Source organism: Nocardioides acrostichi (genome assembly GCF_015319165.1).
Classification (GTDB): domain Bacteria; phylum Actinomycetota; class Actinomycetes; order Propionibacteriales; family Nocardioidaceae; genus Nocardioides; species Nocardioides acrostichi.
Genome location: NZ_JADIVZ010000001.1, coordinates 773,538 through 787,766, shown reverse-complemented (window position 1 = coordinate 787,766; position 14,229 = coordinate 773,538). Strand labels below are relative to the sequence as shown.

Annotated in this window: 13 protein-coding genes; 1 reads left to right on the top strand and 12 read right to left on the bottom strand. The window is 71.2% G+C overall.

Annotated features, from left to right (window positions below):
• Positions 1–165: 165 nt before the first annotated feature.
• Genes ISG29_RS03700 through ISG29_RS03685 form a run of 4 tightly spaced genes read right to left on the bottom strand, consistent with a single transcriptional unit; the run spans position 166 to position 5,331 of the window.
• Positions 166–1,818, bottom strand: coding sequence for a dipeptide ABC transporter ATP-binding protein (locus ISG29_RS03700; RefSeq protein WP_194501958.1), 1,653 nt, complete (start codon positions 1,816–1,818; stop codon positions 166–168).
• On the bottom strand, positions 1,818–2,738 hold the full coding sequence (locus ISG29_RS03695; protein ID WP_194501957.1) for an ABC transporter permease: 921 nt from the start codon (positions 2,736–2,738) through the stop codon (positions 1,818–1,820). Before ISG29_RS03695 ends, ISG29_RS03700 begins: the two co-directional genes overlap by 1 nt.
• Positions 2,735–3,766 carry an ABC transporter permease gene (locus tag ISG29_RS03690; RefSeq protein ID WP_194501956.1) on the bottom strand — a complete coding sequence of 344 codons (1,032 nt, stop codon included), beginning with the start codon at positions 3,764–3,766 and terminating at the stop codon, positions 2,735–2,737. Before ISG29_RS03690 ends, ISG29_RS03695 begins: the two co-directional genes overlap by 4 nt.
• A gap of 5 nt (positions 3,767–3,771) precedes the next feature.
• Positions 3,772–5,331, bottom strand: a complete 1,560-nt coding sequence (locus tag ISG29_RS03685) for an ABC transporter substrate-binding protein (protein WP_194501955.1) — start codon at positions 5,329–5,331, stop codon at positions 3,772–3,774.
• Positions 5,332–5,459: 128 nt separating this feature from the next.
• On the opposite strand from ISG29_RS03685, the gene ISG29_RS03680 reads away from it, so the two are divergent.
• Entirely contained in the window at positions 5,460–6,107 is a 648-nt protein-coding gene (locus ISG29_RS03680) for a DUF1028 domain-containing protein (RefSeq protein ID WP_194501954.1), read from the top strand.
• Here ISG29_RS03680 and ISG29_RS03675 read toward each other — a convergent pair.
• From ISG29_RS03675 to ISG29_RS03640, 8 genes are all read right to left on the bottom strand, one after another.
• Positions 6,088–6,684 (bottom strand): helix-turn-helix domain-containing protein, encoded by a 597-nt coding sequence (locus ISG29_RS03675; protein ID WP_194501953.1) that lies wholly within the window; start codon positions 6,682–6,684, stop codon positions 6,088–6,090. The two genes, ISG29_RS03680 and ISG29_RS03675, sit on opposite strands and share 20 nt — an antisense overlap.
• A 147-nt stretch (positions 6,685–6,831) precedes the next feature.
• Positions 6,832–8,448: a hypothetical protein gene (locus tag ISG29_RS03670; RefSeq protein WP_194501952.1), complete on the bottom strand. Its 1,617-nt coding sequence runs from the start codon at positions 8,446–8,448 to the stop codon at positions 6,832–6,834.
• A gap of 154 nt (positions 8,449–8,602) precedes the next feature.
• Complete coding sequence (locus ISG29_RS03665; protein WP_194501951.1) at positions 8,603–9,232, bottom strand: class II aldolase/adducin family protein; 630 nt, start codon at positions 9,230–9,232, stop codon at positions 8,603–8,605.
• Complete coding sequence (otnK, locus tag ISG29_RS03660) at positions 9,223–10,518, bottom strand: 3-oxo-tetronate kinase (protein WP_194501950.1); 1,296 nt, start codon at positions 10,516–10,518, stop codon at positions 9,223–9,225. Before otnK ends, ISG29_RS03665 begins: the two co-directional genes overlap by 10 nt.
• The gene (locus ISG29_RS03655; protein WP_194501949.1) at positions 10,505–11,428 is read right to left on the bottom strand and encodes a cyclase family protein; all 924 of its coding nucleotides are present in this window, start codon (positions 11,426–11,428) and stop codon (positions 10,505–10,507) included. The genes otnK and ISG29_RS03655 overlap by 14 nt, the downstream gene beginning before the upstream one ends.
• Positions 11,425–12,168, bottom strand: a complete 744-nt coding sequence (locus tag ISG29_RS03650) for a FadR/GntR family transcriptional regulator (RefSeq protein WP_194501948.1) — start codon at positions 12,166–12,168, stop codon at positions 11,425–11,427. The genes ISG29_RS03655 and ISG29_RS03650 overlap by 4 nt, the downstream gene beginning before the upstream one ends.
• A gap of 75 nt (positions 12,169–12,243) precedes the next feature.
• Positions 12,244–13,191 carry a 3-hydroxyacyl-CoA dehydrogenase family protein gene (locus ISG29_RS03645; RefSeq protein WP_194501947.1) on the bottom strand — a complete coding sequence of 316 codons (948 nt, stop codon included), beginning with the start codon at positions 13,189–13,191 and terminating at the stop codon, positions 12,244–12,246.
• 20 nt (positions 13,192–13,211) lie between these two features.
• A complete protein-coding gene (locus tag ISG29_RS03640) occupies positions 13,212–14,225 on the bottom strand; it encodes an ABC transporter permease (protein ID WP_194501946.1) in 1,014 nt (337 codons plus the stop codon).
• Positions 14,226–14,229: the final 4 nt, after the last annotated feature.

Sequence of the window (14,229 nt, the reverse complement as noted above, 5' to 3'; positions counted from 1 at the left end):
GTGCGGTAGGAATGCCGATGCTGGTGTAACGGCGATCACATGACCACCGGTGTCGTTCGGCGATGGCGAACGCGCGATCGGGTTCGTTCGACGCGCGCGAGCACCCGCCCCGTCGCGGTGCTCCCGCGCAGGTGTTCGGCGAGGTTTCGTGCGGAGGCGGGCTGGTCAGCCGAGCGCCGCGCGTGGCCGCACGGGAGGGATCGCCGCCAGCAACGAGCGGGTGTAGCCCTCGCGCGGGTCGGCGAAGAGTTCGGCCGACGACCGGTGCTCCACGGCGCGACCGCGATGCATCACGAGCACCTCGTGACTGATCTGTTCGACGACGGCCAGGTCGTGGGCGATGAACAGATAGGTGAGCTCCAGCTCGGCCTGGAGACGCAGCAGCAGGTCGATGACCTTCGCCTGGATCGACACGTCCAGGGAGGCGGTGGACTCGTCGAGGATCAGCACGTCGGGATCGCAGGCCAGCGCCCGCGCGATGCACACCCGCTGCCGCTGACCGCCCGAGAGCTGGTGCGGGTAGCGCTCGGCGAAGTCGGCGGGCAGCTCGACCAGCTCGAGCAGTTCGCGCACCCGACCGTCGACGTCGCGCTTGGGCAGCAGGTGGTGCACGCGCAGCGGTTCGGAGATCGAGCGCGACACGGTGGCGCGCGGGTTGAGCGCGGCGAACGGATCCTGGAACACCATGGCGATCCGGCGCTTGAGGTCGCGCCCCTCCTTGCCCTTCGCGGCCAGCACGTCGACGTCGCCGAGGCGCACGCTGCCGGAGTCGGCCGGCGTCTGGCGGGTGAGGACTCCGGCGATGGTCGACTTGCCCGACCCCGACTCCCCCACGATGCCGAGCGTGGTGCCGCGCGGCACCTCGAACGAGACGCCCTGGACGGCGAGGATGCGGCGGGTGCCGGAGTCCGCGCGCTGCGTGAAGGTGACGTGCAGATCCTCGACGCCCACCAGCGGCTGGGGCGCCGGCTCGGGCATCCGCCGCGGGTGACCGAGCACGGGCCGTGCGTCGAGCAGCAGCCTGGTGTAGTCGTGCTGGGGCGCGTCGAAGATGCCCAGCGTGTCGTTGCGTTCCACCGCCTCGCCCTGGCGCAGCACGGTCACTTCGTCGGCGACCTGGCCGATGACGCCGAGGTCGTGACTGATCCACACCACACCCATGCCTCGGTCGGCCTGCATCGAGCGCACGAGGTCGATCACCTGCGCCTGCGTCGTGACGTCGAGGGCCGTCGTGGGCTCGTCGGCGATGAGCAGGTCGGGGTCGCAGGCGAGCGCCACCGCGATCATCACCCGCTGCCGCTGCCCGCCCGAGAGCTGGTGCGGGTAGGAGTGCAGCCGGTCGGCCGGGTCGGGCACCCCGACGGCGTCCAGCAGGTCGAGGGCGTGCTGACGCGCCGCTCGCCGGGTCATGCCGAGGTGCTGCTCGGGGCCCTCGGTGAGCTGCCGCTCGAGGGTCAGCAGCGGGTTGAGGGAGGTGCCGGGATCCTGGAACACGAACCCCACCCGGCGTCCGAGCACGGAGCGCAGGGTGCGGCGGCTCGCGCCGACGATCTCGACACGATCCCTCACATCGCCCTCGGCACCGCCCAGCCGTGAGCTTCCGGAGACCGACGCGCCGGGGATGTCGAGCAGCCCGGTCGCCGACAGCACGGTGAGCGACTTGCCCGAGCCCGACTCCCCCACGACTCCGAGGCAGCCTCCGTCCGGCACCTCGAACGAGACGCCGTGCACGATCTCGCGACCGTGGATGGCCACGCGCAGGTCGTCGACGGCGAGCACGGGTGCCGACGGCTTGAACGGCTTGGTCAGGTTCGGCATCAGCGGCCTCCGGCCTGCGCGGCGAGCTGGGTGCGACGCTTCGGGTCGAGCACCTGGCCGAGTCCGTCACCGACCAGGTTGAACGCGAGGGTGGTGAGCAGGATCGCCGCTCCCGGGAAGACGCTGAGCCACCATGCGACACCGACGAAGTCCTGGGCGTCGAACAGCATCCGGCCCCACGACGGCCGCGGCGGCTGCACCCCGAGGCCGAGGAACGACAGCGCGGCCTCGGAGAGGATGGCGAAGGCCAGCGACAGCGAGGTCTGCACGATCACCGGGCCCGAGATGTTGGGCAGCACGTGGTGCCACACCACGTAGGTGTTGCCGGTGCCCATGGTGCGCGAGGCCTGCACGTACGGCTCGGAGCGCACGCTGAGCGTGGAGGCCCGCGCGACGCGGGCGAAGATCGGGGTGTAGACGACGCCGATGGCGATCATCGCCGAGGTGAGACCCGGCCCGAGCACGGCGACGATGGCCAGCGCCAGCAGCAGCACGGGGAACGCGAAGACCACGTCGACCACGCGCATGAGCACGCCGTCGGTGATCCCGCCGAGGTAGCCCGACACCAGGCCGACACCGACGCCGACCACCAGGGCGATCCCGACGCTGACCAGCGCGACCTCCACCGACACCCTCGAGGCCACGAGCACCCGACTGAACACGTCGCGGCCGAGGTCGTCGGTGCCGAACCAGTGCGCTCCGCTCGGGCCCTGGAGAGCGCGGCTCACGTCGGTGTCGTTCACGCCGTACGGCGCGATCCACGGTCCGACCAGGGCCGCGAGCACCACGACCAGCAGCACCACGCTGCCGACCAGCGACACCGGGTTGCGCAGCAGCAACCGCAGCGTGCCTGGGCCGCGCTCGGCGACCGGCACGACGTCGTCCGCCGGATCCTGTCTCGTCTCGATCGCGTCGGTCATCGCTGCCGGATCCTCGGGTCGGCCACCGCGTAGAGCACGTCCACGGCGAGGTTGATGAGCAGGAACAAGGCGCCCATGAGCAGCACCGCGCCCTGGATGAGCGGGTAGTCGCGCGCGGCGACCGCCTCGTAGGTCAGGCGCCCGAGCCCGGGCCAGGCGAAGACCACCTCGACCACGATCACGCCACCGAGCAGCGTCGCCATCTGGATGCCGACGATGGTCACGACCGGCACCACGGCGTTGCGCAGCACGTGGCGGCGCAGCACGACGCGTTCGCCGAGCCCCTTCGACCGGGCGGTACGCACCCAGCCGCTGGCCAGCACCTCGAGCACGGCCGAGCGCACGTAGCGGGTCATGATCGAGCCGGCGACGAGTCCGACGGTGACGGCGGGCAGCACCAGGCTCTTGAACCAGCCGGCCGGATCCTCCGAGAACGGCGTGTAGCCCGACGAGGGCAGCCAGCCGAGGGTGGAGGAGAACAGCGTGATGAGCAGGATGCCCATCCAGAAGTCCGGCACCGAGACGCCGACCTGGCTGGTCACCCGGATGATGGCGTCGGCCAGGCGGCCTTCGCGCAGCGCCGACCAGATGCCCGCCGGCAGCGCGATGAGCAGCCCGACGAGCACGCCCGCCAGCGCCAGGGACGCCGTGGCGGGCAGCCGCTCGAGCAGCAGCGTCGTCACGGGCTCGCCACTGCGGAAGCTGACCCCGAGGTCGCCGGTGAACGCGTGCCCGAGGTAGTGCAGCAGCTGGAGCGGCACCGGCTGGTCGAGGCCGCTGGCCGCACGCAGGGCGTCGTAGGTCTCCGGGGAGTACCGGGTGCCCAGCGCGATGCGCACCGGGTCACCCGGCACCAGCAGGATGAGACCGAAGGTCACCACCACGACCCCCACGAGCACGACCAGCGTGTGCAGGATGCCGCGCACCAGCACGAAGCGGGTGACCGGGTGCCGGGCCAGTCGCGACAGCCGGCCGCGCTCGTCGACCTTCGTCGCCGTCGACGACGTGAGGGGCTCGTGGGTGCTCATCGGCCTCAGCCCATCGACGCGTCGACCCAGCGGATGGCCCGGTCGCTGCGCACGGTGTACCCGCTGAGGTCTGGGCTGTAGGCCTGGATCACCGACGGGTTGTAGAGGTAGATGTAGCTGGCGTCGTCGGCGATCTGGGTCGCAGCCTTGGCGTAGATCTCCTTGCGCTCGGTCTCGTCGGTGGTGGTGCGGCCCTCGTCGAGCAGCGTGTCGACCTCGGCGTTGGAGTAGCCCTGCGCGTTGCTGCTGCCCCCGGTGTGGTGCTGGGAGTAGTAGTAGTCGTCGGGGTCGATGTTGCCGAGCCAACCCATGTAGAGCATGTCGAAGTTGCCCTTGTTCTGCTCGTCGAGCCAGGTGCCGAAGTCGAGGCTGCGGATCTTCAGCGTGATGCCGACGTCGGCCAGCTCGTCGGCGATCACCTGGGCCGCCTTCACGGTCTCGGGGTAGTCGCTGGAGACCATGAGCTCCATCGTGAGGTTCTTCACGCCGGCCTCGTCGAGCAGCTGCTCGGCCTTGTCGTCGTCCTTGGAGTAGGTGTCGTAGGCGGTGTACCACGCCGACTCCTCGGGGATCGCCAGCTCGTTCACCTTCGCGGTGCCGTAGCTGGTCACCTGCGCGATGGCGTCGCGGTCGATCGCATAGGCGATCGCCTGGCGCACCCGGACGTCGTCGAACGGCTTGCGCTTCTCGTTCAGCGCCAGGTACCAGTAGTCGTTGCTGGGCACGACGTCGATGTCCACCGAGTCGTCGCCCTGGAGCGCCTTCACCTGCTGCGGCGGGATCGAGTCGGTCCATTGGATCTCGCCGGCCTTGAGGGCCGCGACGGCGGTGGAGCCCTCGGAGATGAAGCGGTAGCGGATCGACGGGATCGACGGCGCGCCGCCCCAGTAGTCGGGGTTGGCCTCGAGATCGATGTGGTCACCGGAGGTGAAGTCGGTGAGCTCGTAGGGGCCGGTGCCGACGGGGTGTGTGGTGATGTCGCCGGAGGTGACGTTCTTCTTCTCGACGATCGCGACGCCCTTGAAGCCACCGATGCTGGAGAGCAGGTTCGGGCTAGGAGCGGTGACGTCGATCTCGACCGTGTCGTCGTCGAGGGCCTTGATGTCCTTGACGGCCGAGAAGCGGTAGGCGGTGGCGAGCTTGTCGTCGATGATCCGGTCGAAGGAGTAGACGACGTCCTTGGCGGTCATCGGGGTGCCGTCTTGGAACATGACGCCCTGGCGCAGGTGGAAGGTCCAGGTGAGCTGGTCCTTGCTGACGTCCCACGACTCCGCCAGCGACGGCTGCATCTGGAGGTTCTCGTCGGGCTCCACGAGGGTGTCGTAGACGTTCTCGAGCACCTCGAAGGAGAAGTACGACGTGGTCTTGTGCGGGTCGAGCTGGTCGGGCTCGCCGGCGATGGCCACGGTGATGCCCTGGCTGGTGTCGCCGGAGTCACCGGCGTCGCCGAGATCGACGCTCTTGCCCGAGGAGCAGGCGGCGAGGCCGGCAGCGAGCAGGGTGGCGGCGCCGAGGGCGAGAAGCCGGCGGGTGCGTCGCGACCGACGCTGGGACGTAGTGGACATCGCGCTCTCCTTCATCATTATGATGATGTTTCCATCACTATGGAGTGGGCGCCTGCTCGCTGGCAAGGGGTGATCACGATCCGCAACACGACTGCAACACGCGGGCCGGCTCGGCGCCGGGGCCGCCCATGACGCTCTCACTCGTGGTCGCCGTGCCCAAGGCCGGCCTGCTCGCTGCCGCCACCGCCAGCTTCTCGTTGAGCGTCGGCAACTCCGTGCCGGCGGTGTGGCCCGGCGTCGGCGCCGTCGTCAGCCAGGCCTGGACCAACCGGTCGCTGCGCGGACGGCTGCTCGCGCATCTGGCCGCCGGGGCCCGGCCCGACCAGGCTGTCGCGACTCTCGGCGCTCTCGACCCCGAACCGACGCTGCGCCAGGTCGGACTCGTCGACGCCGCCGGACGATCCGCCTGGCACACCGGCAGCGCCTGCACGCCCTTCGCCGGGGAGATCGACCTCGGCACAGCGGTGCACGGCGTCGTGCTGGGCAACCTGCTCGTCGGTCGGACGACGCTCGAGGCCACCGCCGGCGTGCTGGGCGACGCTCCCCCGCCCCAGCGCCCTGGAGAGCTGGCCGCGCTCGCCCTGACCGCTCTGCGAGCCGGGCAGCGCGCCGGAGGAGACAGCCGCGGTCAACAGAGCGCGGCTCTGCTCGTGGGCGCCGGACCCGCTCAGGACTGGACCCCGCCCGACCTCGCGGTCGACCTCCGGGTCGACGACCACCATCGCCCGCTGGAGGAGCTGGCCCGCCTGCTCGAGCTCAGGTCTCGAACGGCGTGACGGCGCCCAGCACGACCGTCGGCGTCGAGGCGGCGTTCGCCCACCAGTGCGGCACGGAGCAGCCGTAGGTCATCGAGTCGCCCTCGCCCAGCTCGCAGCGCGTGTCGCCGTGCACCACCAGCAGCCGGCCGGACACGACGGTCACGCACTCGGTACCGAGGTGGCGGTAGGGCCGCCCCTCGTTGCTGAACCCCGGCGGAAGCGTGCTGCGGATCAGCTGGAGGAGGGCCGATGATCGCGGCGTGAGCAGCTCGCGCACCACCTGCTGCGCAGGTGGCTCGTCGGCCGGCACCGGCAGCAGCGCTCGCTCCTCTGCGCGCACCACGGCGGCGTCGCGATCGCCCTCGAGCAGCGTCGGCAGCGGCACGTTCAGCGCCGAGGCGATGCGGTGCATCGCCGTGAACGACGGATTGCCCAGGCCCCGCTCCAGCTGGCTGATGAGCCCGAAGCTGACCCCCGCCCGCTCGCTGAGCTGCTGCAACGACCAGCCCCGACGACGCCTCAGGGCTCGCAGCTGACGGCCGACCGAGGCCAGGTCGGCGTCGGTCTGACCGGAGTCGTCTGAGTGCTGGGTCACGCGCTCACCCTACGATCCGGCCACCCGCCCGTCGGCTCGACCGGGCACGGCCCCGGGCGAGTCCCGCCCGCCGCCAGCAGCGCCTCGGCGTCTCGTGGATCCCAGCGATCGGCTCGTCCCCACGGCGCAGATCGGGGAGCGGGGTCGCTACCGCTGGCGCCGTTTCGCCGTGGGCGAGCGGACCTCCACCCGGGTCACCGAGTAGGCCGGGAGGTCGAGTGAGCCCGAGACCGAGTCGAGGCGGGTCCGCTGCACGGTGCTGGTCTCGTCGAAGGCCGGCCGAGCCTGCGGCTCGGCGGTCAGGACCACGCCCCGCAGACGCGCGACGCCACCGGGCGCCGTCCAGCGCTGAGCCGACGATGCGAGGTTGACCAGCAGGACGTGCCCGCCGCCCAGGCGCACCCCCAGCAGCGAGTCCACCAGGCCCGCGGCGCTCGGTGAGCTGAGCGCGGCAGGGATCGGCAGACCCTCGGACACGCGCCGGACCCGGAGCGAGCCGCGCGGACTGGGCGCGGTCCCGCGGACCTGGTGGAAGATCGGCGTCAGGGCGATGTTCTCCGCCGTCCGGCCCAACCTGCTCGAGCCGTCGGTCCCGTCGGCGAGCAGGGCCTGGATCTCCATGTTGCCCCCGGCCTGCGAGGACTTCGGATCCGGGGCGCCGTTCAGCGCGGAGTGCACCAGCGCGGTCTCCACGCGCGGGTCCGACGTGGCCAGCAGGCAGAACGCGGCCAGGGAGAGTCCGGTGGTCCAGGTCTGCTCGGCATGCCCCAACACCTGCGGCGGCGAGCCCGGCAGCTCGCTGAAGGGGATGTCGATCTGGTTGAACTCGGTCAGCCAGACCCGGAGCCGCCCGGGCACCCCGGCGAGCGTCTGGTCGGCGAACTCCCGCCAGGCCAGGGCGCCGTTGGACGCCGCCTGGTCCGCCGTCTGCTCGGGCGGCGCGATCCAGTAGGGGTGGAACGTGACCGCGTCGGCGCCCCGGATGCGCGCGTAGAGCTGCTCGTTCCACTGCTGGTAGCGCTGGCCGAAGTAGAGACTGGTGAAGGTCGAGGAGTCGTCGGCGCCGCACACCGCGATCTCGACCCCCGGGAACGCGTGCTTGATCCGGCGGATCCACCGGTTCATCGTGCGTGCGTAGTCCGCACCCGTGGGGTAGAGCTCCAGATAGCGGTCATCGGCGGTGTACAGCTCGTTGCCGAGCTCGACGTAGCGCACCGGCATGCCCAGGCGGCGGGCCGTGCGCAGCATGGCCAGCTGCTCACCCAGCGAGGACGAGACCACGTTGAGGTCGAAGAGCGGGACCGCGCGGGTGCGGTGCACCAGCGCGGCCCAGTCGCGCATCGTCAGCGGCTTGCGCCCCGCGTTCTGTCCGGCGAACGGACTGTCGGGCCCCTGCACGAAGCGCCCGGTGCGCCAGTCGATCCACTGCGAGGTGTGCCCGCCCTGAACCCGGATGATCCCCGGAGCCAGCCGGCGCAGCTGGGAGGCGAAGCGGCGCGTGTGCCACTGCGCCGCATTGCGCGGGGAGATGATGCGGGCGCCGTTGACGCCGAAGAAGGTGCCGCGCACGCGGGTGCGCGGCTGCTCCGCCCTCGTGTCGCCCGGGGCGAGGGCAGAGATCGCGGAGATCGCGGAGATCGCGGAGGCAGGCGCCGCGGGCGCGCCCTCGGCGCCGCCGGGGGCCGCCACCGTGACCGTCGCCTGCCCTGCGGCCAGCACGACGACGATCGCCAGCAGCCGGACGACGCGCGCAGCTCGAGTCACGCTGTGGTGCCTATCACATCGACCCTCGGGGCGGCCAGGGTGCGAGCATGGGCCAGTTCGGCCCGCACGGCACCCCGGTATGCCAGCGTGTCGCCGCCTTGCGATGCACGCACCCTGACGACGCGAACCGTTCAGGAACCTCGTAGGCGCACCCCTAGCCTCGCGCGACCAGCTCGTCCACCTGGCCGGGCGTGAGGTACCGCACCGACCGTCCGTGGAGCAGCATCGAGAGCGCGGTCGCCTCCTCGAGCTCGACGGTCGCCGAGACGGCCTCCGCCAGGGAACGGTCGCCCACAAGCGTGCCGTGGTTGGCCAGCAGCAGTCCGCGGTGGCCTTCAGCGACGGCGTTCTCGATGAGCGGTCGGAGCCCCGCATCTCCGGGCGGGCGGTAGGCGACGACACCGATCCGGCCGAGTTTCATCGTCAGGTACGGGGTCATGGCGCGCACCGCGTCGTGGGGGTCGAGGCCCGCCAGGCAGCCGTAGGCCGTGGCGTGGCGTGCGTGCGTGTGCACGACCGCCGCCACGGAGGGGGCTGCGGCGTACATCGCCAGGTGCATCGGCACCTCCTTGGTCGGGTTCGGGCCGTCGCGCAGGACACCGTCGAGGCTGAGCAGGCTGAGGTCCGCCTGGGAGAGAGCGCCGAGCTCGGCACCGGTGCCCGTGCACAGGAGCCCCTCCTCGACGCGGATGCTCAGGTTGCCTGTGGTGCCCGGCGAGAGCCGCTCGGCGCTCAGCCGGGCGCCGGCCTCGACGAGCGCGGAGGAGGCCTCGCTCAGGTCCACGACGCTGCCTGCTCGAAGAAGTCCGGGCCGCCGAAGTTGCCGGACTTGAGCAGCAGACCGACGGGCTCGTCACCAAGCGTGATCGTCCACGGCACGCCGGGCGCGACCTCGACCCCGATCCTGACCCCAGCCGGTCCGAGCGCGGCCACAACGGCGCCGGAGGTCTCGCCGCCCGCGACGACCACCCGCCGCACACCCCCCTCGACGAGGCGGCCGACCAGCGCTCCCACCGCTGCCTCGACCAGAGAGGCGGCGTGTTCCACGCCGAGGCGCTCCTGGACGCCGACCAGTGCGGCCGGGTCGGTCGTCGAGTAGACCAAGGGCACCTCACCGGCCGCGAGTGCCTCCTCGACGAACGCGAGCGCGACCATCAGGTGCTCCGGCCCGGCGTCCAGGGCGACGGGGTCGAGCACGAACGAGGGGTGCTCGGCGGCGAACCGTTCCACCTGGGCGCGCGTCGCGCTCGAGCAGCTGCCCGAGAGCACGACCACCGGTCCCGCCGGCGGCTCCGGGAGGGCAGACGCGCGCGCAACGTCCCCGTGACCCGCACTGGCCGCGATCCCGGCCGCCAGACCGGCGGAGCCACTGCTGACCCGGTGGCGGAGGGCGACCTGGCCGAGCACCCCGAGGTCGGCCTCGGTGACTGCGTCCGCGACGACGTTGACCCGCGGGTCCGCCAGGGCGTCGATCGCCCGCTGCACGATCTCGGGGCCTTGCAGCACCTCGGGCAGCACGACGGCCGCGATCGGGACGTCGGACTGCTCGGCGAGGACCACGCGCAGATCGGACTCGCGCATCGGATTGAGCGGGTGGTCGCGCATCGGCGACTCCGCGAGGAGCTGGTCGTGCACGAACAGCCGCGACCGGTAGACGGTGCGACCGTTCTCCGGAGCGGCTGGAGCGACCAGGACGGCACCGGCCCCCCGGTGCTCGGCGATCGCGTCGACGACGGGGCCGATGTTGCCCGCGGGCGTGGAGTCGAAGGTCGAGCAGTACTTCACGTAGACGTGCTCGACACCGACCGACTCCAGCCAGCGGGTCGCGGCGAGGGACTGCTCGACCGCGTCGGCGGCCGCGATGCTGCGGGTCTTCAGCGCGACGACGACGCAGTCGGCATCGGCGACCTCGGGCAGCGAACCCTCCGGTACGCCGAACAGCTGCACCACCGACTCCCCGGTACGAGTCACGTAGGCCGCAACATCGGTGGCGCCCGTGACGTCGTCGGCCACGATGCCGAGCCAGGGGCCGCGGGGCCGGGATCCGGGAGCGGGGTCAGACGACGGCAACGGGACGCACCATGCTTCCGGTCGCGCCCCGCACCCGCAGCGGCAGGCACACGAAGAGGAACTCCGTGACGCCGTCGCGGGCCAGGTCGCCCAGCCAGGCGAGCTCGAGCAGGTGCACGCCCCGCTCGATCATCAGGCGGATGTGCACCGGGTGCGGGTTGGCGGGGTCGGGGGAAGGGTCGGCCTCGACCGTCTCGGTGTCGGAGCCGACCAGGACGACGCCCAGGTCGGCCAGATGGTCGGCGACCTCCACGCTGATGCCGGCGCCCTTGTGCCGGGCGACCACGTCGGCCGGCCCCGCCCACAGCGAGAGGTAGCCGGTGTTCACCAGCACCGCGTCGCCGGCGCTGACCACGGTGTCGCCGAGCGCCTCGAGGAACTCCGCGAGCGTGATCACGTGGCCGGCCGGCAGCGGGCCGTTGCCGCGGGTGGCGTCGACCAGGATGCCGCGCGTGATGATCGGCGCGATCGACGAAGCCTCGGCGCGCCGCGGACCGAAGTCGGTCAGCTCCTCCCCGGAGGTGAACCCGCCGTACCAGTGGTCCTCGGGGCCGCACGTGGTGTGGCACAGCGCGTCGAGATGGGTACCGGTGTGCATGGTCCCGGAGACCAGCTCGGTGGTGAAGCCCATGTGAACCTCGTTGCGCCCGCGCCACTCGTCCATGTCGCCCATCAGATCCTGCCCGCGTGCGGTGCGGTAGCGCAGCACCTGGAAGTCGGGGTGCCCCCCGAAGAGCGGCATCCCCGGCCAGCGGCCGCTGTCGAGGTCATAGATCCGGCCCCCGGAGCCGAGGCTCAGGGCGGCGGCCACCTGCTCGGTGGTCACCGAGGCGACCCGGCCGAACTCCTCGTCGACGTACCGGACGCCGGGCAGGGATCCGCGGCGGTTCTCGTCCCAGGCAGTGCTCATCTTTGGTCCTTTGGTCGTTCGTCGGAGCTGACCGCGGGCTCGGCCTCGCTTGGGCGCTCCTTCAAGGTGGCGCGGAGCCGGCGCTCCGCCTTCTCCAGGTGGCGACGCATCGCGGCGCGGGCGCCGCGCGAGTCACCGGACGCGATCGCCTCGAAGATCTCTGCGTGCTCGAGATACGACGACCGGGTCTCGCCAGCCGCCCGGATCGAGCGAGCCATCCACGCCCTCAACAGGCCGGTGATGCTGCTCAACACGTCGCGCAGCGCGCTGTTGCTGGCCGCGTCGGCGATGGCGAAGTGGAACTCGATGTCGCGCTCGACGAAGTCCTCCGAGGAGATGGCGGCCTCCGACATCGCGTCGAGGGCCTTCTTGATCGTGGCCAGCTCCTCCTCGGTGTGCCGGGACGCGGCGAACCCGGCCATCACGATCTCGAGCTGCTGACGCGCCTCGACCAGATCCATCAGCCGCTGCTCGCCGAGGAAGAGGCCCCACTCGATGACGGTCGGCAAGAACTCCGACCCCGTCGTCCCTCGCAGGTAGGTTCCGTCGCCCTGCCGGATGTCGAGGATGCCGAGCAGTCCGAGCGACTGGATGGCGTCTCGCACGGCCGAGCGGCTGACTCCGAGCTCCTCGCTCAGCTGGCGCTCCGAGGGCAGCCGGTGCCCTGGCATCAGGTCACCGCTGAAGAAGGACTCCGTCAGCGCCTTGATGACCTCCTGCGAGACCGACGCCTTGCTCACGGCGATCGGCCTCAGGGCTGGCTGCGCCGGCGGATTCTTCGGTGGACGTCCCATGAATTCCCTTCCTCGGACCGCTCAGGACTCGAGTGAATCACGCAGCGCGGCCAGGGCGACGTACGAACGGTCTCGCCGCTCCGCCATGTCCTTGGCCTGCTCAGCGCTCATCTCGAGGAACCCGCCACCGGTCTTGGTGCCGAGGTCACCGGCGTCCACCCGCGCCCGCAGCGACGGCGGGCAGGTGAACCGCTCACCGAGCTTGGACTCCAGCGTTGCGTAGGAGCTCGCATAGACGTCGAGGCCCGCCATGTCCGCGATCGCGAACGGGCCGAAGAAGGGCAGCCGGTACCCGAACGACGAACGGACGACGCCGTCGATCTGCTCGGGTGTCGCCGAGCCCTCCTCGACCATCAGCGCGGCCTCCTTGAAGAGCGCGAACTGGAGCCGGTTGCAGATGAAGCCCGGGGTGTCCGCGACGACCACGGGAGCCTTGCCCGCGGCGACCAGCAGCGCGGTGACCGGCGACAGCAGCGACGCGTCCGAGCCGTCCCCGAGGATGATCTCGACCGCCGGCAGGTACGGCGCGGGGTTGAACCAGTGCACTCCGAAGAACCGTTCCGGGCGCTCGAGGACCGCGGCCAGGTCGGTCACGGGGATCGCCGACGTGTTCGTCGCGATCACGGCGTCCGGCCGCGCGGCGGCCTCGACGACGCGCAGCACGTCGTGCTTGAGCTCGATCACCTCGGGGACCGCCTCGACCACGAAGTCGGCGTGCGCGACGCCCTCGGCGATCGAGCTCGCGGCACGCGAGCGCTCCCGGACGGCATCGGTCGAGCCGGCGGGGACCAGACCTGCCTCCTCCGCGACCCGCACCTCCTCGAGCATGCTCTCCAGAGCGGCCCGCGCCGTCGCCGCATCACGGTCGGCGAGCGTGATCGCGGCGCCGCCGCGGGCCAGGGTCTGTGCGATCCCCTTGCCCATGTAGCCCGAACCGACGACGGCGACCGCCATCGACACCTGTCCCATCTGGCTTCCCTCTCCTGCGCTCATGCGCGGCTCGCTCGTTCGCGGTGTCGCTTGGCTGCGAACACCGACAGACCGACGGCGACCACGAGGATCCCGCCGTTGAAGAAGTACTCGACGTAGAACGGGGCGCCCAGCTGCTGCACCCCTGAGAAGAGGAAGGCGAGGGTGAGCACCGCGATCGCCGTCCCCAGCACATTGAAACGGCCGGGCTTGATGGAGGTGGCGCCGAGCATCGCGCCGGCGAACGCCGGGAGCAGGTACTCGGGGCCCACGGACGCCGTTCCCGTGCGCAGGTTGGCGCCGAGCAGGATCCCGCCCAGCGCGGCCAGCACCCCGGAGACCACGAACGCGGTCGTGACGGTCCGGGTCACCGAGACGCCGGTGAGCTCCGCGGCGCGCCGCGACGAGCCGACCACGAACAGCGAGCGACCCGACACCGTGCGCTCGAGGTAGACCCACAACACGACGCCGACCACGACCGCCAGCACGGCGAACCAGGGCAGCCAGCCGACTGCTCCGGTCAGCGACAAGAAGCTCTCGGTGAGCTTGGTACCGATGATCTGCTCACCGCCGGTGAACCAGTTGGTGATGCCGAACAGGAACATCCCGGAACCCAGCGTGGCAATGAACGAGCTGATCCCGAACCGTGTCACCAGCACGCCGTTCACGAGACCGACGACGGCGCCGACGAGCAGGATCATCACGACCGCGAGCGGCCACGACATCCCGTGCTTCTCCTGCATCCCGATGATCAGCACCTGGGCCAGCCCGGCGTGATAGCCGACACTGAGGTCGAACTCGTCTGTCGCCAGCGGCACCATCACCGCGAACGCGAGAAGCATGGTCACCGACTGCGCGGTGAGCAGGTTCTGCACGTTGCCGGCACTCAGATACGAATCGGGACGCAGCGCGGCGAAGACCACGAGCACGACGACGAACGCGCCGACGAGCGCGAACCTCTGGAAGACCTCGGCGCCACCCGTGCGGGTGCGGGCGCGCGGACCGTCGACCGGCGCCTGGGTCTCGGTGGACACGGAC